Origin of the sequence: Puniceicoccus vermicola, from assembly GCF_014230055.1 — a bacterium.
Lineage (GTDB): Bacteria > Verrucomicrobiota > Verrucomicrobiia > Opitutales > Puniceicoccaceae > Puniceicoccus > Puniceicoccus vermicola.
In genome coordinates this window covers 1-21,056 of sequence record NZ_JACHVA010000040.1, presented here as the reverse complement: position 1 = coordinate 21,056, position 21,056 = coordinate 1, and the positions used below count along the sequence as shown (strand labels likewise).

At 56.8% G+C, this 21,056-nt stretch carries 13 protein-coding genes and 1 pseudogene; 6 read left to right on the top strand and 8 right to left on the bottom strand.

Translation table 11 applies throughout. The features are described 5' to 3' along the window. Window positions 1-48: 48 nt before the first annotated feature. From H5P30_RS03615 to H5P30_RS03605, 3 genes are read right to left on the bottom strand one after another with little or no spacing between them, the layout of a single operon-like run. Window positions 49-1,767: a ferric reductase-like transmembrane domain-containing protein gene (locus H5P30_RS03615; protein ID WP_185691597.1), complete on the bottom strand. Its 1,719-nt coding sequence runs from the start codon at window positions 1,765-1,767 to the stop codon at window positions 49-51. Between the two features lie 6 nt (window positions 1,768-1,773). Beyond that, complete coding sequence (locus H5P30_RS03610; protein WP_185691596.1) at window positions 1,774-3,471, bottom strand: hypothetical protein; 1,698 nt, start codon at window positions 3,469-3,471, stop codon at window positions 1,774-1,776. After that, window positions 3,471-5,513: a multiheme c-type cytochrome gene (locus H5P30_RS03605; protein ID WP_185691595.1), complete on the bottom strand. Its 2,043-nt coding sequence runs from the start codon at window positions 5,511-5,513 to the stop codon at window positions 3,471-3,473. The genes H5P30_RS03610 and H5P30_RS03605 overlap by 1 nt, the downstream gene beginning before the upstream one ends. Window positions 5,514-5,767: 254 nt before the next feature. Between H5P30_RS03605 and H5P30_RS03600 the strand changes: the two genes are divergently transcribed. The 5 genes from H5P30_RS03600 to H5P30_RS03580 all read left to right on the top strand — a co-directional run bounded on the left by H5P30_RS03600 (window position 5,768) and on the right by H5P30_RS03580 (window position 10,024). Then, a complete protein-coding gene (locus H5P30_RS03600; RefSeq protein ID WP_185691594.1) occupies window positions 5,768-6,667 on the top strand; it encodes a LysR family transcriptional regulator in 900 nt (299 codons plus the stop codon). Window positions 6,668-6,680: 13 nt separating this feature from the next. After that, window positions 6,681-7,622: a ketopantoate reductase C-terminal domain-containing protein gene (locus tag H5P30_RS03595; protein WP_185691593.1), complete on the top strand. Its 942-nt coding sequence runs from the start codon at window positions 6,681-6,683 to the stop codon at window positions 7,620-7,622. 42 nt (window positions 7,623-7,664) lie between these two features. Beyond that, complete coding sequence (locus tag H5P30_RS03590; protein ID WP_185691592.1) at window positions 7,665-7,883, top strand: hypothetical protein; 219 nt, start codon at window positions 7,665-7,667, stop codon at window positions 7,881-7,883. 136 nt (window positions 7,884-8,019) lie between these two features. After that, window positions 8,020-9,198, top strand: a complete 1,179-nt coding sequence (locus tag H5P30_RS03585) for a DEAD/DEAH box helicase (RefSeq protein ID WP_185691591.1) — start codon at window positions 8,020-8,022, stop codon at window positions 9,196-9,198. Window positions 9,199-9,313: 115 nt separating this feature from the next. Continuing rightward, window positions 9,314-10,024, top strand: coding sequence for a DUF481 domain-containing protein (locus H5P30_RS03580; protein WP_185691590.1), 711 nt, complete (start codon window positions 9,314-9,316; stop codon window positions 10,022-10,024). A gap of 425 nt (window positions 10,025-10,449) precedes the next feature. On the opposite strand, the gene leuS is transcribed toward H5P30_RS03580, so the two are convergent. The 5 genes from leuS to H5P30_RS03555 form a co-directional block, all read right to left on the bottom strand. After that, window positions 10,450-13,047, bottom strand: a complete 2,598-nt coding sequence (gene leuS, locus H5P30_RS03575; protein WP_185691589.1) for a leucine--tRNA ligase — start codon at window positions 13,045-13,047, stop codon at window positions 10,450-10,452. A 13-nt stretch (window positions 13,048-13,060) separates the two neighbouring features. After that, window positions 13,061-13,762: a LysM peptidoglycan-binding domain-containing protein gene (locus tag H5P30_RS03570; RefSeq protein ID WP_185691588.1), complete on the bottom strand. Its 702-nt coding sequence runs from the start codon at window positions 13,760-13,762 to the stop codon at window positions 13,061-13,063. A 29-nt stretch (window positions 13,763-13,791) separates the two neighbouring features. Next, window positions 13,792-15,096, bottom strand: a complete 1,305-nt coding sequence (locus tag H5P30_RS03565; RefSeq protein ID WP_185691587.1) for an O-acetylhomoserine aminocarboxypropyltransferase/cysteine synthase family protein — start codon at window positions 15,094-15,096, stop codon at window positions 13,792-13,794. Window positions 15,097-15,592: 496 nt separating this feature from the next. After that, complete coding sequence (locus H5P30_RS03560; RefSeq protein ID WP_185691586.1) at window positions 15,593-17,902, bottom strand: ATP-dependent DNA helicase; 2,310 nt, start codon at window positions 17,900-17,902, stop codon at window positions 15,593-15,595. 293 nt (window positions 17,903-18,195) lie between these two features. Continuing rightward, window positions 18,196-19,353, bottom strand: coding sequence for a hypothetical protein (locus tag H5P30_RS03555; protein ID WP_221774267.1), 1,158 nt, complete (start codon window positions 19,351-19,353; stop codon window positions 18,196-18,198). A 537-nt stretch (window positions 19,354-19,890) separates the two neighbouring features. On the opposite strand from H5P30_RS03555, the pseudogene H5P30_RS03550 reads away from it, so the two are divergent. Then, window positions 19,891-21,056: pseudogene (locus tag H5P30_RS03550) on the top strand (IS4 family transposase); the annotation flags it as partial.

The window sequence follows — 21,056 nt, the reverse complement described above, 5'->3', positions numbered from 1 at the left end:
CTGCCAGCGGGGCGCTGACGATCGCGAACGAATGGATTTATACTTTCTTTAGGCTTTGAGGATTAGGTCGCCTTTGGGCTTGGCTTGGCAGAGGAGGCAGGCGTGTTCGCCGGGGTCGGCCGCGGGGGCAGAGTCGTATTCGACCTCGCCGCTAGCAATTTCCTGTTTGCACGCTCCACACACTCCCGAGCGGCAGCCGAAGGGGAGAGTGAGTCCGGCGGCTTCTCCAAGCTCGAGAAGGTTTTCCTGTTCTCCTGTCCATTCCAGCTCTTTTTGGGATTGGGCAAAGGTGACCGTGCAGGTCGGTTCTTCGCTGGCGGACTTGGGGAGGGGGCGTGTGCGCTTGACCGAGGAGGGACCAAAGGCCTCGAAGTGAATCCTCTCTGGTGCGATCTCCCAATCCTCCAAGCCACGCACAACCTCGGCCATCATGGCATTGGGGCCGCAAATGTAGAAATCGTAGTCTTTGCTGGGAAGATGTGTGCGGATGAATCCAGCTCCAAGCCGGCCGATCTGGAAATCCTGTTTGATCTGCTTTTCTCCTTCGGTTGGTCGGCTGTAGCAGACTCGGATCTGGAGTTGAGGATTCTTGTCGGCGATCTTTTCCAGTTCTTCCGCGGTGAAGTGTCCACCTCGAGTGCGGGCCCCGTGGAAGAACCAAATCTCGTCGCCATCACGCAGTCCCTGGTTGATGCGGTGGTAGAGCATCGAAAGCATGGGAGTGATGCCGACGCCGGAACTGACGAGAGCGATCTTACGAACATTCTCTTCGAGAGTGAATTTTCCTGCAGGCGCTTTTACCTGAAGGATGTCTCCTTCTTGGACGGTGGCATGGAGGTGGGTTGAGGAAATTCCGGGCGCGGCAGTGGGGACGTCTCGTGGCGCGCGCTGAAGTTTAACCGAGATTCGATAATGGTCTTGGGCCGGTGCATCCGAAAGACTGTAGCAACGAAGAACCGGTTTTGCCTGTCCGGGAACTTCGAATTTGAAGGTAAGGTATTGTCCGGGGAGAAAGGGAGGGAGCGGTTGACCATCGACTGGCTCAAGATAGAAAGAGCAGATCTCGCCGGGGTTGGGCTCTTTGCGGGCGACCCTGAAGTCCCGATAGCCCTCCCAGGCCGGTTTGGGGCGGGGCTTGCGGATGACGGGAGGCGGCGCGCTTCCCTTCTTCTTGAAGAGGCCGAAAAGGTTCTTGAGAATACGGAGACTCTCGAGAAGGAAGAGGGGGAAGAAGATGAGGAGAGTTTGGAAAAGCTGAATCTCCTCGCCCAAAGAGCGATGTAGGAAAACGGCGATCGCGGCGATGTAGGCGAGCCGGTGGAGGATTTTCCAGGGTTTGTATCCAAATACCCTTACGGAGTAGCTGTTGCTGGTGAGGAAGAGGGGGGTCAGAAGAATGAAAGCGGCGAGTCCTAGCTGCAGGTAAAGAAATTCCTGGAAATCCTGGAGGATACTCGCTGAGCTCGGCAGCGAGATGATGTAGCACAGCAAGTGAAGCGAAGCGTAAATGTAGCAGCTGATCCCGATAGACCTTCGGTGGGTATTGAGGGCTTGAGCCAACCTCCATCGAGGGAAGAGCTGGATCAAAGGGGTCAGACTCAAAACGAAGATAAGGAGGAACATTGCAATGTTCCCCAGGAAATTCTGGATGTCCCGAAACTGCCATGAGTTGAAGCTCGGGGCGTAAATACTCGCCAGAACAAAAAGGCCTGGGAGGCTCAGGAGTGTGAAGAAAACCGTTCGCTTTCGAATGAGGGAGGGAAGCATGGCAGGTCAGTACGAGTACGTGATGACGGAACGGAGTCCATAGCCGGTATCCAGTTCCTCTTGGAAGGTAACGGAGGCTCCGAGTGTGAGCACAAAATGCTGCCAGAATCCGAGCTCGTACTCGGCACCAGTGGCAACGGCGGTATTGGAGGAACCTTTTAAGCTCGTCACCCCTCCGATCTCGCCGATGAGTTGCTGATCGACATCTCCGAGGAAGTGTTGGTAGCCGATGGCTCCGCCTACGGTATTTTGACCACTCGAATTCAGGGCTGGCCCGAAGGTGCCCAGGCCCGTGGCGGCGAAGAGGATGCCAGCCTGACCGAGAGGTCCGCCATCGTTCGCCCCGCGGGCGGCTGAGGTGAATTCGTCAATTCCGAGGAAGGTGTTTACGTAGAGGTTGTCGACGGTGTGGGACGGCTGGGTTGAAAACTGGGCGAAGAGCAAAGTTCCTGTCCCGCTCCCGGCGGTTTCTTCACCGGAGGCGATCGATTGGTTGATGCTGCCTGTGATATTGAGCCAACCTCCGAAGCGGGTATTGCCCCCGAGGGAAATATTCGTTCCGTCGCCGCCGATGGTGTGCCCTCCGTCCACAAAGGTCACATCGAACTCCACCTGGAGATCATTGTAGTTCCACTGCGTTAGCAGTCCGAAGAGGGATGCACCGGAATCCTCCTCATTTACTCCGGTTCCGCGGTCGATATTATCCCACCCGAAGAGACCGGTGACGGTCGTTGCCGAGCTGCCGAGCCAGAAGAGGTTGGTCCGGGTAATGCCGATGCTGTCGATGTTGTCGTCGATAAGGATGCCGTCCTGATAGAAAAGCGGCTGGCGCCCTACGGAGAAATCGACGTTCCAATCGACGCTGGAGTCGAGCAGGCCGGGGAAAAGACTGGTCAATCGGCCCTCGAAGAAAAGAGTTTCGATGTTGCCGTTCAGCGCGTCGAGGCCCTTATCGTCGGGCTCCCACTGGTATCCGGTGAAGCTACCATTTCGATCCAAGGGGGTGAAGCCGATGAGGATCCTTTCGGTTGGAGTGAGGTTGAGGTTCCCGTAGAGATCAAGCGCGTTGACCCACTCGGTGGTTTGGACCGCTCCGTCGTCGAAGGTTTGAAGAGCGGTGGAGTAGGTGCCGAATATAAAGAATTGCGGATTCCAGATGGCTCCGGTGGGGATCTCGAATCCCTTGCTAATCGGTCCGGGGCCGAAGAAGGGGTCTCCCCAGCTGAGGAGGAGATTGGGCCGTTCGGGTAAGTCAGCCAGCGGGTAGGCGACGTCGAGCAAAGCACTCTTGCGGATCCGGGTGACGATGCTCCGCTGGGAATCGGTGGGAGCGGGATTCTGAACGGCCGGGCGGGGCGCATCGAGAATGTCTTCTTCCTGGATGACAGCGTCGCTGGAAACTTCTGGTTGGTCGAAGGAAGGGATGTCGTACTCGGCCTCTTCTCCGGTGCTGGTCAGGATGACCGTGCCCTTGACCATTCTGGGAGTGGGCGCGGCTTTTGAGGAAGAATCTTCCGGCTGCGAGCGGGTCTTTGCGACTGGTTTGGTATCCTCGGATGCGGTGCTTTCGGTCGAGTGCACTTCTTTATCGGGCCTCGTCTGCTCCGCACTCTTGGAATTCGTGGCATCCCAGAGTGCAGCAGCCGACACGGATCCGGCGAGGAAGAGAGGGAACGAGAGGCGATGGATTCGGCGGAGGAGCATCAGTTCTTTTTCAGGAGAGAATTGATGTAGCGATACCAGTGGTTGTCGGTCTCGTCGGTGGTTTTTGAAGAAAGGATATCATCCTCGGTCGGCCGAAGGTCGATGGAGGCGCTGGGAGAATCCAGCAGTATGTTGTGTTCCCAGAGGGTGAGGGCTCCCTTTACCAGGCGGTCCCCGACTTCCTTTGCGGAGAGGCCGTAGTCAAATCCGACTCCGCTGATTTCCCACACCAAGTGGACCGGCATCATTTGGGAAATGAATCGAAGGTTGACCAGATAGGGCCCCTTTCCGGTGAGCTGATCTTTCGTGACGACATAGCGGCCTGTGAGGCTGCCGTTGGGAGGAAGACTGTTGACGATCTTTCGGGTGTCGGGTGGATGACCGAGGAGCAGGCTCGACATCGTGTTGGGGCGAACGAAGGGAAGGGCTGTGGCGGAATAGTCGATGGTGAGGATCTCGGGTCGCTGTCCACCGCGGAGATTGAGAGCCAGGAAGTCGGATTGAAGGCTCATCAAGTATGAGTCAAACGGCACTTCTCCATTGTGAACATAGCGAGATAGGCCGTCGCGCAGGTCTCCATTGGGATCGCGGTCACCGGATTGGAAGACGATATTGCCTTCCTGATCCGTGACGGTGACTTGGACGAAGACCACCCGCTCGGCATCGAAACCCGTGGGAATGGCATGGCCATCCGTTCCGTTTTGGATCGTGACTTCGAAGGCAATGCCCTTGTCGTCATTTTGCAAAAGTTCGAACTCCCGGAACTGGTATCCGCGGCGCAGGAGTTGCCGGCGTCCGGCATCAAATTTTTTCAATCGCTTGATTTGGGAATCGATCAATTGGCGGGCTTTGATCCGCTTGGATCTGCTTTGCCAGGCCTCAGGGAAATCGGACTTTCCCGTTTCATCGGCTTCAAACGTTTCAGATCCCCAACCGGCCGTGTAGTCGAAATCAAACCAGTCCTGGAACGCGGCCAGCTCGGTTGTTTCGACCGAGTGGGGGAAGACGCCAGCATGCACAATCGAGTAGTCGGGGCCATGGAAGGAATGGTCCGTCAACCTTTGTTCGCGGGTAGGTTGGCCTCCGATCTCGGCGACGGGTCCCTTGTGGAACCCACTTAGCGGCTGTCCGGGGATCTTGGACATGTGGCAATCCTGGCAGCTCTGGCCTTTTTCATGCGCGGGGGAGTTAAGGAATTGCGTGTAGGCGGTTTCGAGTCGGAATCCGTTCTGGCTGTTTACGTCGTGACACATTCCGCAGAAGACGGGCTTCTGGAAGACGCCAATTCGTTCGGTGCCGGCGTGGATCTTCTCCGCTCCCTCGTTGACTCCCGGAGCGGGTGAGACGTCATATCGTTTGATGACTTCCTGAATGACCTTGTTGGCCAAGGGACCGTACATCTTGTCGTAGATCGGCCCCTCCTCGATTGGGAATCGTCCCGATACGCGGCCAAATTCTCCGTTTACGCGGTGGCAAACGATGCAGGTGACCCCCTCGCGGGAGACGGAGGACCGGTTTTCGTTCGCCGTGAAGAGAGGTTCCTCAAGAGCCATGCCAACCGGAGTGTGGCAGCGGATGCAGAAGTCGCCGTTGGTTCCGTTGCTCCGGTCGATGAACGTGCCCTGCATTGCGTTGAAGATCGGGCTGATCTGGGCGTAGGAGTGAGCGGAGGCGGACCAGCCTTCGAAGTGATAGGGATGGCAGACGGAGCAATCCATCGCCGATGGGAATCTTTTGCGGGTTAGAAGATCGATGTGGGCTTGGTCGGCGATCTGCTGCTGGAGGGCTGGATTTCCCTTGGCTGCTTTGAGTTGTTTGGCCGTTGCTTCCTCCTCGACGCTCTTGAACATCTCGTGCCGGGAAGAAAAATCCCTAGCCTTGGAATTTACCTTGTCCTCGATCTTTTTGTATTCGTCGGCCACTTCATGTTCCGTCTTTTTGAGGGAGGATTCAACCCCAGCCCAAACCGCTACGGAAGCTGTGCAAAGCAATGCGCCAAGGATACCGATGAAAGTGATAGGTTTGAGGCGGAAGGTGGTCATTAGCAAATAAATCGGTAGTGATTAGAAGAATAAATACCAGCTTGAAACGAGGGAAATCGGAAGCCTGCTCCGGTAAGGGTTGGGCCGATGTGCGATTGGGACTGGAGCCCAAGTGAAACGCTGACTATTTGCGAATGACTCTCGATTTTGTGCCTCTCCAGATGTCGAGTGTTCAGGTTGGCCGAAGGGGACTTTGGAAACGAATCATGTTCTTTTTCCGGAAAGGGTGTAAACTGTCGGCTGTTTAAGAATCGATGTGTGTAGACATTCAGCAGTTGCGAATCTTTTGCTCTGTCGCCGGAGAGGAAAACCTGACACGGGCCGCCGAGAAGCTTCATCTCAGTGCTCCGTCGGTCAGTGCCCGGATCAAAGCGCTTGAAGAGTTTTTAGAGGTACAGCTGTTTGTGCGGAGCGCCCGGGGAATGTTCCTTACCGAAGCGGGTCACGCGCTTTGGCAGGAGGCTGAGGGGATCCTGAGTCGTGTGGATCAATTGAGAGATCGGGTTCGGACCTCAGATGACGCGGTGAGCGGGACGATTCGTTTAGCCATCAATAACCCTCCAGAGGTGATTCGGTTTGATGCACTGTTGAAGGCGTTGGTGGCTCAGTATCCCAATTTGAATCTCGAAACCAGTTTTGGGAACTCGGTTGAGAATTTGCGGAAATTGCTCGGGGAGCAGGTCGATTTTTGTTTTTTCGAGGGCCCAATTGAAAATGCAAATTTGGAGGCGATTCCGCTGACAAGGCAGGAGTTGATTCTTGTCGCCCCAGCGAAGTGGGAGATCGATTGGGCGGAAGTTTTGCCGCAGGCATTGGAAGAGCATCCTTGGATATTCATGAGTGAGGGGTGTTCGTGTTTTACTGCTGCGAAAAACTGGGCCGCAGGTCACGGCCTTCGGCTGAAATCCCAGATTCGCAATTGTCCCAATGATTTAACTACTCTGAGTTATGTCGCCGGTGGAATGGGTGTCAGTGTGATCTCCCGGAAGGCGCTCGAGCTTTACCACGACCGAAAATCCATCGCAATCGTGCCCTGTTTTTCCGAGTCGGTGCTCTTGTCATTTGTGTTTCGGAAAGGAACGGAGGGCTATCGCCGGGGAGCGGTTGTGATTGATGAAGTTTGCCGCGTTTGGGGCCTTGAGGAAGCTCCTTGAGAGACGCTGAGAAATGTCGATGGAGCGGGTTTACATATTGGGAGGAGGCGCAGTGGGGGCGCCATTGGCAGCCTTCTTGACGATGAGTGGGAGAGAAGTCGTCTTGGTAAGAATGCGATCGGGAGTCGCGGATTCCAGTCAATCGACTTGGGTGGAAGTGACGATGGGAGATGAGTCGATACGAGCGAAGGTGCCGACGGTCGCCTTTGAGGATTTGCGAGGGGTGAATGGGGTTATTGTCGTCACCTGCAAAACTTATGCGAATGAGAGAGTGGCGGAGGGTTTGCGACGGGTATATCGAGCGGGGCCGATTGTCCTCGCTCAGAACGGATTGAACGTGGAGCGAGCCTTCCAAGATCAAGGATTTCCGAATCTTGGCCGGGCGGTTCTTTATTTGACGAGTCAATCCAGTGAAGATCGAGCCGGGTTGTCCTATCAGTTTCGGTCGATTGCGGATTCTCTGGTGGGCACCCTCTGTGGAGATGCGCGAGAAATCCGCGAGGCGGTCAAAACTTTGCAGACGGATCGGTTTCCGTTCTCCTATTGCGATGCTCTGGAGGGTCCTGTCTTCAAGAAGGCGATCGTGAATGTGATTTTCAATTCGATCTGCCCGTTGTTGGACGTGGATAACGGCATCTTTGCTCGTGGTCGGTCGCTTCTTCCCCTCGTCCGTTCGCTGATTAGGGAGTGTCTCCAGCTGGTCGGTGCGAAGGGCCTCGAACTGAGCGAAGAGGAAATTCTCGAGTCGGTGGAGCGGATCAGTCAGAATTCCCCGCAGCTGATTTCCACCCTGCAGGATCTCCGGGCGGGACGGCAGACCGAGATCGATTCTCTCAATTTTGCGTTTGTGGAGATGGCGGAGGGGATCGATCCGGAGATGCGGCTCCCTCTTGTTCATGCGCTTGGCGATTTGATCCGGGCAAAGTCGGAGCTGAGCGGTTCCTCTCGCATCTAATACCGAATTTAGGAAGTTTTGATAGTTATGGCGGGATGAGAAATGAGCCTGAGCAAGGCGGCCCAATTGAAGGCGGGTCTGCGACCCGTGCCATTTGGGCTAACGCTGCTCAGGCTCATTTCCCGCCCGTCCCAGGGGGATGCGCCCAGAATCGAAGGTCGCGGCGTTGCAGGGATCGGAGCGTATCTCGATACGAATCCGATCCCTGCGCCTTGCGCTGCTTCGATTCTGCGCTGCACCATAACGGTCAAAACTTACTAAATTCGGTATAACCTGGGCCTCGAAAAAACAGGCTCGCCAAGAGGCCCGAAGGCCCTTTTGGTTGAGGGTTTTGATGAATGCGGAGAGGACCCCGGCATCTGCCGGCGATTTTTGACTTCTTCTTCGCTTTGAAGATATGAAGTTTACAGACCTCCCATTCCGCCCCGAAATTATTCGGGCCATTGAAGATGTCGGCTACGAGTCGCCGACCCCCATTCAGGAACAAGCGATCCCCGTCATTCTCGAGGGCAAGGACGTCATCGGTTCTGCCCAGACCGGGACCGGCAAAACCGCAGCCTTTGCGCTGCCGACGATTGAGCGGCTCGGCGGCCACGGGAAATGCCGTTGTCTAGCCATTGGGCCGACTCGTGAATTGGCGGCCCAAGTGGAGGAGAATTTTCATCTCTATGGGAAATACCTTGACCTAAAGGTAACTCTCTTGCACGGCGGTGTCGGCTATGGAAAGCAGAAGAGTGACTTGGCGAATGGGGTCGATGTGATCGTTGCGACACCGGGTCGCCTTTTGGACCATGTGCAGCAGGGCACGGCCAATCTCGACGACGTGGAGATTCTGATTCTCGACGAGGTGGACCGGATGCTCGACATGGGGTTCATCGAGGACGTCCGCAAGATCATCAGTAAGTGCAAGCGCAAGGATCGCCAGACCCTCCTTTTTTCGGCGACCGTTCCGGATACGATTCAGCGTCTGGCGAAGTGGGCGCTCAAGGATCCGGTCAATATTACGATTGGCCAAAGTCTTTCGACGGCCTCCACGGTCAAGCACGAGGTCTATCCGGTGAATGCGATGCAGAAGTTCGACCTCCTGGTCGCTCTGCTCAATCAATTTGATGCCAAGAACACCTTGATTTTCTGCCGGATGCGGCGTGGATCCGATCGGGTGGCCCGCTGGCTGAACGAACGCGGGTTCAATGTCGGAGTCATTCACTCGGATTTGAATCAATCGGAGCGAACGAGTGCGCTGGCTAATTTTAAAAGTGGCGAGATTCCGATTCTTGTTGCGACAGACATCGCTTCGCGGGGTCTGGACATCGCAAATGTGACCCACGTCGTGAATTACGACGTTCCTCAGCACGCGGAAGACTACGTGCATCGGATCGGTCGAACGGGCCGGGCTAAGCGCGAAGGCACTGCTGTAACTCTTCAGGCTCCCGATGAAACGAGTGCTTTGATGGCGATCGAGTCCTACATCGGTCGCGAGGTGCCAAAGGCAAAGCTGGAAGGGTTTGGGTATCGTTACGATCCCCTGCAGGGAGTAAATCCTCGTAAAACCCGTCCAAGGCGTCGAAATCGGTAAAGAAGTCGAAAAAGTAGGGGAGGAAAAAAGCATTCCTTCTTGTATTTTTTTTTGAACGGGTCTTTTTTCTTTGGTGGTGAAGGGCTGGAAATTTAGGATTTTGTCGAGCGTAGCAATGCTATGTGGCGCGAGCTTCGCAGTGTCTGCGGAGTCCGACATTCTACTTTCCTCCGGATCGGAATCCGTCGAGACCCCGCAGGAGTCTTCGGGCTCGGCTTGGACCTACTCGCCTTCGGGGGAGAGCGTTCGCCTTTTCCAGAATGGAAGCGATTCCGATAGCTCTTTGGTTTCAATCCAACACAGTGCCTTTCCCTCATCCTCGCTGACTCCGTCATCTTCGTCTTCCGATCACCGTTTGGGCGTAAATTATCAGACCAGTCTCAGTGATTACGGGTTTCTGGAGTCCCGTTCGACAGTCGATGACAGTAATTTTGGCCCTTACTCGCGCGGTTACCGCCAGAGCGTAGGGTATGGTTTGCGGATACTCGATAACCAGTCGCTCTCGTTCAACATCGTTCCCGGTGTGGTGGGGGAGTATTCGGTCGATCGTCCGATCGAAGATCGCCTCAAGCTGATGGGGAACCTGAATCAGAACCTTTCCTGGGAAGTGAGTGACGGCTTCATCTTTACCCAGAATTTCAACACCACCCTGGAGAGGACGGACACCGATGACCTCTCGGCTGTGATGAATCTGGACCTGGAAACCCTGTTTGCGGACCGTTTGAGCTTCAAACTCTCCTACGAGGTCCACTACGACGATTCCCTCGGGGACGAACTCGAACAACGCGACGCACGGTTGTCCACCTCGGTCGGTTTCCGATTCTAGAGGCTAGGCGGGTTCGTTCGCGCCCCCAAATATCTTTCTCTTTCCATTTCGGGAGTTTTCCCGACAGAGGAGTCAGGAAAAAAAGTAGTCCCAACTTCCTTCACCGCTTTTGGGGGCTTCAATTGAGACACCAGTCTTCGGGTTTATGCCGTCTCGAGAAGAGTACGAATGGAGCGCGGAATTGATTCTGCCCCGTATGCCTCTCGGGCGTTTCGCCACAGAATCTGAATTGCTCCTTTCTTTCTTCCGCTCTGTCGGGGCGGAATCAATTCTGCGCTCCGCCCTTGGCCTATTCTCTGCACATGTAAACGCAGGAAGAGACAGCAAGGATGCGCGCAGGGCAGGGATCCCTCTGACCGCCGATCCGCCGCCGATCCGCCGCCGATCCGCCGCCGATCCGCCGCCGACTCGCCGCCGATCCGCCGCTAATTCGCGACGAAATTGACGATTTTGCCGGGGACGAAGATTTCCTTGCGGATGGTTTTGCCTTCGAGGAAGGAGGCGACTTTGTCGATCTGCTTAGCCTCGGCCAGAACCTCATCTTTGCCAGTATCTTTGGCGGTGTTGAGTTCGCCGCGGACTTTGCCGTTCACTTGGACCACGTATTTCACCGAGTCGCTCTTCAAGAGAGAGAGGTCGGCTTCGGGCCAAGGTGCGTTGGCGATACCGGGTTCGCCGCCGAGCCGTGCCCAGACTTCCTCGGCCATGTGAGGCGCGAAAGGAGCCAGCAATTGCACGAAGGCTTTGCCGGTCTCACGTTGGATGGTCTGCGCTTTGGTCAGGTGATTGACGAAAATCATCATCTGCGAGATCGCGGTGTTGAGTCGCAATCCTTCAATGTCCCCGGTGACCTTGTGGATCGTCTCGTGGAGAGCCTTGAGCGTTTCCGGGGTTTCTTCGCCTTCGTCGACAATCTTGTCGGAGGCTTGGCCGTCTTGGCCGATGAGTGCGCGCCAGACCTTTTTCAGGAAACGGTGAACGCCTTCGATTCCGGAGGGATTCCAAGGCTTCATGTCTTCGAGTGGTCCGAGGAACATTTCGAAAAGGCGCAGGGAGTCGGCTCCGTATTCGTCGATGACGACTTCCGGATTGATGACATTGCCACGGCTCTTGGACATCTTTTCGCCGTCAGTGCCGAGGATGATGCCTTGGTGAAAGAGCTTGCGATAGGGCTCATCGGAGGAGACGGCGCCGACGTCGTGGAGCACCTTGTGCCAGAAGCGGGCGTAAAGAAGGTGAAGAACGGCGTGCTCAGCCCCGCCGATGTAGAGATCGGGGCTCTGCCAATACTTTTCCTTCTCCGGATCGACAAGGGCGTCGGCGTTGTCCGGATCCATGTAGCGCAGGTGATACCAGCAGGAGCCGGCCCATTGCGGCATGGTGTTGGTCTCGCGTCGCGCGGGAACCCATGCATCGCCTTCGGGTTTGGATTCGTCCTGGGAGATCGTTTCCCCGGTCTCGACGTTGAACCAGACGTTCAACCACTCGGGGATCGTCGCCAACGGACTCTCGCCAGTGCCGGCGGGTTGGAAGGTTTCAACCTCGGGCAGAGTGAGGGGAAGCTGCTCCGGAGGAATGGGCAGAGCGTAGCGCACGTCCCCGTCCAGATTGCTGGTCACGGCCTCTTCGGGGAGGGCCCGGCCAACGATGGTTTCACGGTTCGCCGAAGCTTTCTTCCAAGCTTCTTCATCGACCCAGAGCATCGGCATGGGTTCGCCCCAATAGCGCTGACGGGAGAAAATCCAGTCGCGCAGGCGGTAGTTGACCGAAGTCTTGCCGGCGTCGTGACTTTCCAGGTTGGCGGTGATTTTCTTGCGCCCTTCCTCCGTGGTGAGGCCGCTGAAATCTCCAGAATGGACGAGCTTTCCTTCTCCGGCGAAGGGGAGTTCCGGGGTGTGCCCGTTCCCTTTGGACTTCCCGGGTTCGATAACCCGCTGGATCGGGAGCTGAAATTCCTTGGCAAACTCGTAGTCGCGCTCGTCGTGAGCGGGCACGGCCATGATCGCACCGGTGCCGTAGCTGGCGAGAACGTAGTCCGCGATCCAAATGGGGATTCGCGCCTGGTTGACCGGGTTGATGGCGTGGGCTCCGGTGAAAATCCCAGTCTTCTCCTTCGCCAAATCGGTCCGGTCGAGATCACTCTTGGCCCGGGCCTTTTCGCGGTAGGCATCGACATCGGCTTGGCGCGAAGGGTCAGTGATGGAATCGACGAGCGGATGCTCAGGAGCGAGGACGAGGTAGGTCGCGCCGAAAAGAGTGTCGGGCCGAGTGGTGAAAACGGTGACCGTAGGGCGCGCTTTGTTGTCGACAGTAAAGGTGACTTCGGCGCCTTCGCTGCGACCGATCCAGGCCTGTTGCTGGCGCTTGGTCGATTCGGGCCAGTCGAGGTCTTTCAGGCCATCGAGAAGGCGGTCGGCATAGGCGGTGATGCGGAGCACGACTTGGCGGAGGTTGCGTCGTTCGACCGGATGATTGCCCACCTCGGAGCGACCTTGAACCACTTCTTCATTGGCGAGCACGGAACGGAGCTCCGGACACCACCAGACGGGGCGCTCGTCGACGTACACGAGGCCGAGACGGAAGAGCTGGAGGAAGATCCACTGCGTCCAACGGTAATAGTTGGGGTCCGTCGTGTTGATCTCACGGGTCCAGTCGATCGCGAAGCCGATCTGTTTGATCTGCTTACGGAAATTCTCGACATTGGCGGCCGTCGTCTGAGCCGGGTGGGTGCCGGTCTTGATCGCGTACTGCTCGGCCGGAAGTCCGAAGGCATCCCAACCCATGGGATGAAGGACGTTGAAACCTTTGGCCTTCTTGTAGCGGCAGATAATGTCGGTCGCGGTGTATCCTTCTGGGTGGCCGATGTGGAGTCCGGCACCGGATGGGTACGGAAACATGTCGAGCCCGTAAAAGCGGGGGCGCTCGTCCGGATCGGAGGTGCGGAACGTGCCGTTGTTTTCCCAGAAGTCCTGCCAGAATGGTTCAATCTTGGCAGGGTCGTATTGTTCACAGTTTGCGTGCATGGTACGGCCGAATTTATTCGGGTAGATTCAATTTCTGTCCGACGCGGATCACGTTTGGATCGATATCGGGATTGGCATCCAAGAGGTCGGGGACGCTCAAATTCTTGCGGCGGGCAATGTCCACCAGCGTATCGCCAGACTTCACCGTGTAGGTGGCCCGAGGCTTCGGAGCCGGTTTCGGGGCGGCTGTCTGTTGTTGTGTGCTCGAACCGGTGTTCGCGCCCTCTGGCTGGGTGCGGGCTGTCGGAGAGGGCGTCGGCCGTGGGGGCCGGGTCCGCTCGGTTTGCACGCCTTCAGGAATTGCCGGGATACGGGTCGCCAATTCGGTGATGGCCTCTTTCTGCGAAGTCAGCCCTTCAATCAACTCGGAGGCCACCTTGCGGGTCGATCCGAGTTGAATCGCGTTGGTCTTTATCCGGGTCTGGTTCTGTTCAACCGTGAACGACATGTCATTCAGCCGTTGCTCTGTAAGCCGGAGAAACTCCCGGATCTCCGTCTCCAGCGATTCGATCTTGGTGCGGCTCTCGTCGAGGAGTTCGACATTCCGCGCCATGCGTCGCTGGGAATCCTGAGCGACATTGCGGGCGTCGATCCCGAGGTAGAGGCAGATCAGGCTGATCACGATCGCCCAAATGCCGATCCACAGGGCCAGTGAGCCAAACCCCGCACACGGGGAGTGGCTCGACCGGCCAAAACGAGGTTCAACGATAGGCATAAGAGAAAGAAGGCTCCTCTCCGTTGCGATTAGCTTTCCAGAGCTTGGGTGATGTCGGCTAGGATGTCCTCGATGTTCTCGAGTCCGACCGAGAGGCGGACGTAGTCGTTGCTAACGCCGGAGGCCTCTTGCTCCTCGGCGGTGAGCTGACTGTGAGTCGTCGTCGCCGGATGGATCGCCAGAGATTTCGCATCGCCGATGTTGGCCAGATGGCTGAAAAGCTTGAGCTTCTCGATGAATTTCTTGCCGCCTTCAATACCGCCCTTGACGCCGAAGCCGATGAGTGCGCCATACATCCCGGGTTCGAGATACTTGTTGGCGAGATCGTGGTAGCGGCTGGATTTCAGGCCGGGGTAGTTGACCCAGTTCACTTCGTCGTGGCCTTCGAGGAATTCGGCCACCTTCATGGCATTCTGGCAATGACGCTCCATGCGGATGTGGAGAGTTTCCAGACCCTGCAGCTTCATCCAGGAGTTGAAGGGGCTGGGGCAGGCGCCGATGTCGCGGAGCAGTTGTAGCCGCATCTTCAGGATGAAGGCGACGTTGGCTCCGCCCAGCGGTTCAAAAGCCTTGAAGGCATCCCAGTGGACGAGACCGTGGTAGCTCGGGTCTGGCTCCGTGAAGCCGGGGAACTTGCCGGAACCCCAGTCAAAGTTTCCTCCGTCGACGACGATGCCTCCGATCGAGGTGCCATGGCCACCGATGAACTTCGTGGTGCTGTGGACGACGATGTTCGTGCCCCATTCGATCGGACGGTTGAGCATGGGGCTCAAGGCCGTGTTGTCGATGACGAGGGGTACGCCCGCTTCCTTGGCGATGGCGGCCACTTCTTCGAATGGGAAAATGTTAAGGCGCGGATTGCCGAGTCCTTCTCCGTAGAAGAGCTTCGTGTTCGGCTTCAGAGCCTTGCGGAAGCCGTCGGGATCGTCGACGTCGACAAACGAGACCTCGATTCCGAGCTTCGGCAGGGTGTAGTGGAAAAGATTGTAGGTGCCGCCGTAGAGCTGAGCTACGGCGATCATGTGGTCTCCGGCTCCCAAAATGTTGAGGACGGTGTCGGTGATCGCAGCCTGTCCACTGGAGTGAGCCAAGGCGCCGGTTCCGCCCTCGAGAGCCGCCAGACGTTGCTCGAGAACGTCGTTGGTCGGGTTGTTCAGGCGGGTGTAAATGTTACCGAGCTCCTTCAATCCGAAGAGGTTAGCGGCCTGTTCGGTATCGTTGAAAACAAAGCTGGTCGTTTGATGAAGAGGTACCGCGCGGGCACGGGTGATGGGATCAGGCGTTTGGCCTGCATGAAGAGCGCGGGTTCCGAGTCCTGGGTTTTTGGGTTCCATAGCGGCTAAAACTGAAGAATTTTGGGGCAAGTGCAAAGGAAAAGCGGTTTTCGATGAGGCGGATACCGGTGGGGCGGTGGGTCGGTGGGTCGGCATGCCACGCCGTAGTCCCGTAGGGCGAAGGCGGGTGAGTCAGTGGTTCGGCATGCCACGCCGTAGTCCCGTAGGGCGAAGGCGGGTGAGTCGGTAGCCCTTCGACACGCTCAGGACGAGTGGGGGGGGGGCTTAAAATGTACCACAGGCTGCCAGCCTGTGCTCGTCCGAGTCCGTCCGCATTCGACTGCCCAGTAGTCAGCAAAGGCTGACCCTTCGTGGGGAAACAAAAGTGTCCGATTCTTCTCCCCTCTCCGAGTGATGCAAGCAAGGAGCCGATCCGCCTCCAGTTTCCAAAACAGCAAAGAGATCAACCCGTCTCCCTTGCCTTGATGCTGATTCCATCCTTCTCCGCATCAGGGAGGCCGGCTCAACATCTCACAGGCTGGCAGCCTGTGGTACACTAACCCGCTCCGCCGATCCAGTCCTGCCAATCGCCCTCGTTGCGGATGGTTGCAATTTCGCCGAGATCTTTTCGAAGGAGGTCGTGGTATTCCGGCTCGAGAAAACGGCGGTCGTGGAGGAGGACCGTGGCGCGGTGCTCGAGGCTGCGGACGAGTCGTCCGATCGCTTGGTTGACGCGGCGCATACCCGGAATGCGGCAGACTTCGTGGAAACCTTCCTCCCGGTTCGGGTAGGCGTCCATGCGGATGCGGTTGAGGGTGGAGAGCTCGGGAAGACCCGGGCCGATGATCATGGCCGTTTCGACGATTCCGCCGAAGGCGTCGACTGCTTCGGCAAAGCTCCCGCCGAGCATCAGAAAGAGAACATCGTGGGAAAGGGGCGCTGTGCGGGCGAATTCCTCCCGCTCGTTGGCGTTGAGGTCGCGGGGTTGAAGAACGCTGCGGAGGTGGGGAGCGATGGCTTCGAGATAGGTCTGGATGGTTTCGGCGTATTCAAACGAAGGAAAAAACGCGGCCACGCATCCGCCGCTCGATTCGGCCAGATCGCGGAGAGTCTCGGTGGTGCGGGAAGCGTTGCGTTTGCGCTCGCGCAAAGTCGTTTGCACCCGGGTGTCGATGGCGGTGCGGAAGCGGTGGGTCCCGTCGGCTTCGGCCCGCACGAGTTGGCATTGCTCTTCCGTGAGCCCGAAATTGGAGACGAAGGAGGGGAAGGGATCCAGGGTTGCGGAGAAGAATACGGATTGGGCGAAGCCGGAAAGCGTCTCCGCAATCCAGGGACCGACTTCGAGCGGTAGCCATTCGAGCCGACCCGGACTCGGCGACCAGAGAAGCGGATGAAGTTCCTCCCGTTCGAGCAGAAAAAGCGCGGACTCCAGCGCCTGCAGGGTTGAAACGGTGTCACCGGTCAGCTCTCTCCATGGGAGTGGGCTATTGGCTAGGGAATCCGAAGCCGTCTCGAACAGGTCGGTGAAGACAAAAAGAGTCGCCGAGTCCACCATCCGGTCGGGATGAAGATTTTCGATCTCGCGCGCGATCTCCCGGAGAGTGGCTTTCAAGGTGTTGTCAGTGCGAAACTCCCGAAGATCCTCGGCGGCGTTTTGAAGTAGCCGTGTGTCAAGCCGTCCCCCGAGGGCCGAACTGGTGCGGTCGGGGAGATTGTGAGCCTCGTCGATGAGGAGCCAGGTGCGAGCCGGATCGAAGCCGGGCTGCTCGAGGAAAATATGTCGGGAGGAGGGGGAGAACAGGTAGTTGTAGTCGGCGATCCAGAGATCTGAAAAGGGGAGTAGCCCGCGGGAGAGAGAGTAGGGGCAATGATGGAAATTCTCGGCAAGCTCGCGGATCCCATCCCAAGCCTCCTCGGCATGTCCCGGGTGTCGAATGAGTTCGGCGACCGGAAGGGCTGAGCGCTCTTCGGCGGGGGGCGCACATTTATCCTGGAGGCACCCATCCAGCGGGCAGGCTGCCCAGTGCTCCCGGTGATTTCGCATCCGGAACGATCGGAGCCCTTGGGAGTCCGGAAAGAGCTGACGGGCCTCCGTGCACGCCTGTTCCTGCCCGCTGATCTTCCCGGTGAGATAGAGAATACGGTCCGCCTTCCCGGCTCGGATGGCTTCGAGGGCATGCTCGAGAACGATCCGGGTCTTTCCAAACCCCGTCTGTGCTTGAAAACCAACGACTCGATGAGTCTTTTCTGCGCAGGCCAGATCTTCAGAGGCCTGCACCTGTCCAGCGCGGGGATGAGCCCGGAAGCTGTTCCATTCGAGCTGCACGCGCGAAGCGGTTTGTTCGGCTGTGAACTGCAGGAATTCGACCAGCGAATCGAGATGCGTTTCGAGACTCTCGAGATCTTCCGGACCCAGTGCGACCGTCTGGCGGATTTCTGTATCGATGTTTAGGAAGAGAAGAAACGACTTGGCCAGATTGTAAGATTCGCCTGCGAGGAGCGAGTAACAGGCCAGCTGACGGAAGTAGGCGGGAAACCGCGCGCGCAACTCAGAAGCCGGAAGCGGGAGGGGGTCGGTGACCGTCTTGATCTCGCCAAAAACTGGTAAACCAGCTTCGTCGAGGCGGAACAGGTCGCAGCGACCGTCGATCTGAATCGACCATCCCCCGCGTTCGATTCGCCCGGAAATCGACTTCTCCCGATCAAACTCTTCCTGAGACTCCCCTTGAATCGTCTGGTGCCAAGTCCGCCCAGCTTCCAACCGCCATCGGCCCGCTCCCCGTCCGGAAGAACGCTGGCAGATCTCGAACTCACTGAGTTCGCGAACGCCGAGCATCACGGTCTGGGTTTCAGGATCAATCTTCATGCGGCTTCATTTTCGGAAAGCCTTCCCGTCAATGGCGAGAGCGATTTTCTCGGGTGGGCCCAGATGGTGGATTGCAGCGCTCCGCTTCTGCTGCGATCGATGCTTTGAGGCCGAACTGGAGACACAGGCTGGCAGCCTGTGGGACATGGGGACGGCCGATGGGTCTTCTTTTTCCGAGAAATTTAAAGAAAGCGCCAAGCCTCGTAGGCCTAGCAGTGAAGTCTTTCCTTCGAGGTTGCGCGGCTTGGCCCAAGCCGCATCCCGCCGGATCGGTGGACGGCACCGGAAATCCCTTACGATCCCTCCAAATCCAACCGCAAGGGCGAGCCTTTGTCCGCAGGGACGACGCTGCGGTCGAGAATGGTATGAAGGCTCTCGCGAACGATTTCCCCCATGCTGTTGGCTTTGAGGAAATCTTTCCGTTCGTGGTGGTCAGCGAGTTCGTGCTTCAACTGCTCGACGTTCTCCGGTTCTGAGATGACGTCGTCCGACATCTCGGCGAGGAGCATTCGGAGACGCTGGTGAATGAGATTGATGCGGCGGGTCATCATGGCGTGCTCTTCCAGCTGATACTGATAGGCCGTTTCCTTGATGAGATTGTTGAGGCAGAAAAAGACGAGGGCGTTGTTGCTTTTGAAGAACTGGGGGAGGTAGACGTGCTTCCGTCCCTGGTAGCTCTGCTGGTCAAAGTCCATCGGACGGATGCGAAGCTGGAAGCTCTCAAAGTCGGGGGTGATGTCGACGACGAAGTTGTAGGATCGCATGTCGCCGAGGAGACGCAGAAAACAGCGTTCGTTGAACTTCACCAGCTCCTTCGCCAGACGAATGCGGCTGATCTGTGGGTTGTCGAGCCACTCGTTGATGAAGACGTCCCCCGGGATGCCGATCACGTGCTCCTCGACCAGCGTCTGCTGATAAGTCATGTAGTGCATCCGGTTCGGGGAGAGCAGGTGTTCCAGCTCCAGTCCGTAGACCCGGGAGGCATCGGCCTTCTTGATGTAGTAGTAGTCGGGGTTGTCGTTGTGGACGTTGACGATGCGAATCCGGAAAGGGTGCGAATTGCCGAAAGTGCAGAAATCGATCCGGTCCATGTAGAGGTGATCGACCGCCGACCAATCTCCGTTGGTCTTGAGCAGACCGTAAATCTGAGTCAGGGCCTTGGCGATGCGGCTCATCTCCGGTTGCGGGTAGGCGACCGTTTCCCAGAGCGTGTCGTTGCCATCGGCGTCCCGGAGCGGTACCGAGACGGAGTAGTCCAGCAGTTCCTCATAGGTGACCGGAAGTTCCATCTCCCGCCCGTGTCGGATCATGTAAGACCGCAGCCCATCCTTGAGCGGATAAATCGGCTTCTTACGGGTGGTCTGGAGCTCGTCGAGATGTGGGTCGTCCTGCATTGAGTTCAGCGTGCCGGAGGAGAGTCCCCGCTGCAACGCGAGAGTTTGAGTTGTCAACGAGTCAGCATCGATGGCCCCAGCCTCCGAAAAGTAACATAGGCTGCCAGCCTGCGCGAGTCATCAGGATCGCCCAATCCGTCTCCTGGGATCCCGGAGAGGAAACTGTCCCAGCCATCTTTAGATGGGGCATCGGGACTTTTGCGGTAGAAAAAGAATGAGTGTGGATGGAAGCTCAGATTGTCGGGGATAGGTATAATTGCCTCATCTTTGAATGTTGTTTCTCGCATCTATGAAAGATAGGAAGAATTAGAGATTCTTTTACGAGTTCACATTCAATATTTCGGCTCTCCCGGATGAAACGAAATCGGCTTCGGACTTCCAAACCTTGATTCCAGGGTTGGTCTCTGTTCGCAAAAATCGGCATCCATTAATCTAGAAATTCGCTAATAGTTTATATTATAATATCACTAGTGTCCAGTTAAGAGGGGTTTCGATTTTTCCAAGTGATTCATTTGAAGAGTCTTACACAGGATAAAGGTTGTCACGCATTTGAATCGGCTGGCGACCTTCCGTCGCATTCGTTCTCAATAACGGATGAACGCTGGCAGGCTCGTTTTTACTCAGATTACCGATGGCTTGGACCGGAAGGAGTTCGACCGATGCATCAAGCTTTACCCGATGCCCAAGAGCAGTCGCGGATTTACCGCACGCGACCAATTCCTTGCCATGGTCTTTGCCCAGTTGACTTACCGGGAGGGGTTGCGCGAGATCGAGGCTTGTTTGCGCGGGAATCAAAACGCTTACGCGATGGGGTTTCGCGGCAACATTACCCGCACCAATTTGGCATATGCCAACCAATGGAGGGACTGGCGCGTCTACGAAGCCATGGCTCATATCCTCATTCGAAGGACGCGGAGACTTTAGGCAGGCGAGACGAACCCGATGGGTCTCGATGGCATGGTCGTCGCGGTCGATTCGAGCACCATCGATCTTTGCCTGACTCTCTTCCCTTGGGCGGACTTTCGTTCCACGAAAGCGGCGGTAAAGATCCACACGCAGTTCGAACTTCAAGGCTCTATCCCGCTGTTCATCGACGTTACGAAGGGACGGGAACACGATGTGTCTTTCCTCGACCGAATGCCAGTCTCTCCCGGAACGATCTATGTAATGGATCGTGGATACCTCGACTTCGGTCGACTCTTCGGCCTCAGCCAGGCCGGAGCGTTCTTCGTTATCCGTGCCAAACGCAACCTCGACTGCTATGTCCGGGAGTCCCGCAGAGTTGCCAAAATCACAGGTCTGCGCAGCGATCAAACAATCGGTCTGAGCGGAGCCCTGTCCAAGGAACGATATCCCATTGCTTTGCGTCGAGTTCGTTTCTTCGACGAGGAGACTGGCAAGGACTTGGTATTCCTTTCCAACAATTTTTCCATCCCAGCATTGACCGTCGCCTTGGTCTACAAGAGCCGCTGGCAGATCGAACTTTTCTTCAAATGGATCAAACAGAACCTGCGGATCAAGTCCTTCTTCGGAACCTCGGACAATGCCGTCAGAACCCAAATTTGGATCGCCATCTGCACCTATCTTCTCGTCGCCAGTCTCAAAAAGACTCTCTGCCTCGACCACAGTTTGACCCGGATTCTGCAAGTTCTGAGTGTTAACGCTTTTCAGAAAGTTCATATCAATCAGCTATTTACAGAATCCTTCACAAATTTTGACGAAACTCAATTATCTAACCAACTCAACTTCAACGACTTCCT

What these genes read in the sequence shown, in the direction of transcription:
- H5P30_RS03610 (WP_185691596.1), bottom strand. Translation starts at nt 3,471, where the DNA reads ATGCTCCTCCGCCGAATCCATCGCCTCTCGTTCCCTCTCTTCCTCGCC.
- H5P30_RS03570 (WP_185691588.1), bottom strand. Translation starts at nt 13,762, where the DNA reads ATGCCTATCGTTGAACCTCGTTTTGGCCGGTCGAGCCACTCCCCGTGT.
- H5P30_RS03590 (WP_185691592.1), top strand. Translation starts at nt 7,665, where the DNA reads ATGAGCCTGAGCAAGGCGGCCCAATTGAAGGCGGGTCTGCGACCCGTG.
- H5P30_RS03560 (WP_185691586.1), bottom strand. Translation starts at nt 17,902, where the DNA reads ATGAAGATTGATCCTGAAACCCAGACCGTGATGCTCGGCGTTCGCGAA.
- H5P30_RS03605 (WP_185691595.1), bottom strand. Translation starts at nt 5,513, where the DNA reads ATGACCACCTTCCGCCTCAAACCTATCACTTTCATCGGTATCCTTGGC.
- H5P30_RS03615 (WP_185691597.1), bottom strand. Translation starts at nt 1,767, where the DNA reads ATGCTTCCCTCCCTCATTCGAAAGCGAACGGTTTTCTTCACACTCCTG.
- H5P30_RS03565 (WP_185691587.1), bottom strand. Translation starts at nt 15,096, where the DNA reads ATGGAACCCAAAAACCCAGGACTCGGAACCCGCGCTCTTCATGCAGGC.
- leuS (WP_185691589.1), bottom strand. Translation starts at nt 13,047, where the DNA reads ATGCACGCAAACTGTGAACAATACGACCCTGCCAAGATTGAACCATTC.
- H5P30_RS03580 (WP_185691590.1), top strand. Translation starts at nt 9,314, where the DNA reads ATGCTATGTGGCGCGAGCTTCGCAGTGTCTGCGGAGTCCGACATTCTA.
- H5P30_RS03595 (WP_185691593.1), top strand. Translation starts at nt 6,681, where the DNA reads ATGTCGATGGAGCGGGTTTACATATTGGGAGGAGGCGCAGTGGGGGCG.
- H5P30_RS03585 (WP_185691591.1), top strand. Translation starts at nt 8,020, where the DNA reads ATGAAGTTTACAGACCTCCCATTCCGCCCCGAAATTATTCGGGCCATT.
- H5P30_RS03600 (WP_185691594.1), top strand. Translation starts at nt 5,768, where the DNA reads ATGTGTGTAGACATTCAGCAGTTGCGAATCTTTTGCTCTGTCGCCGGA.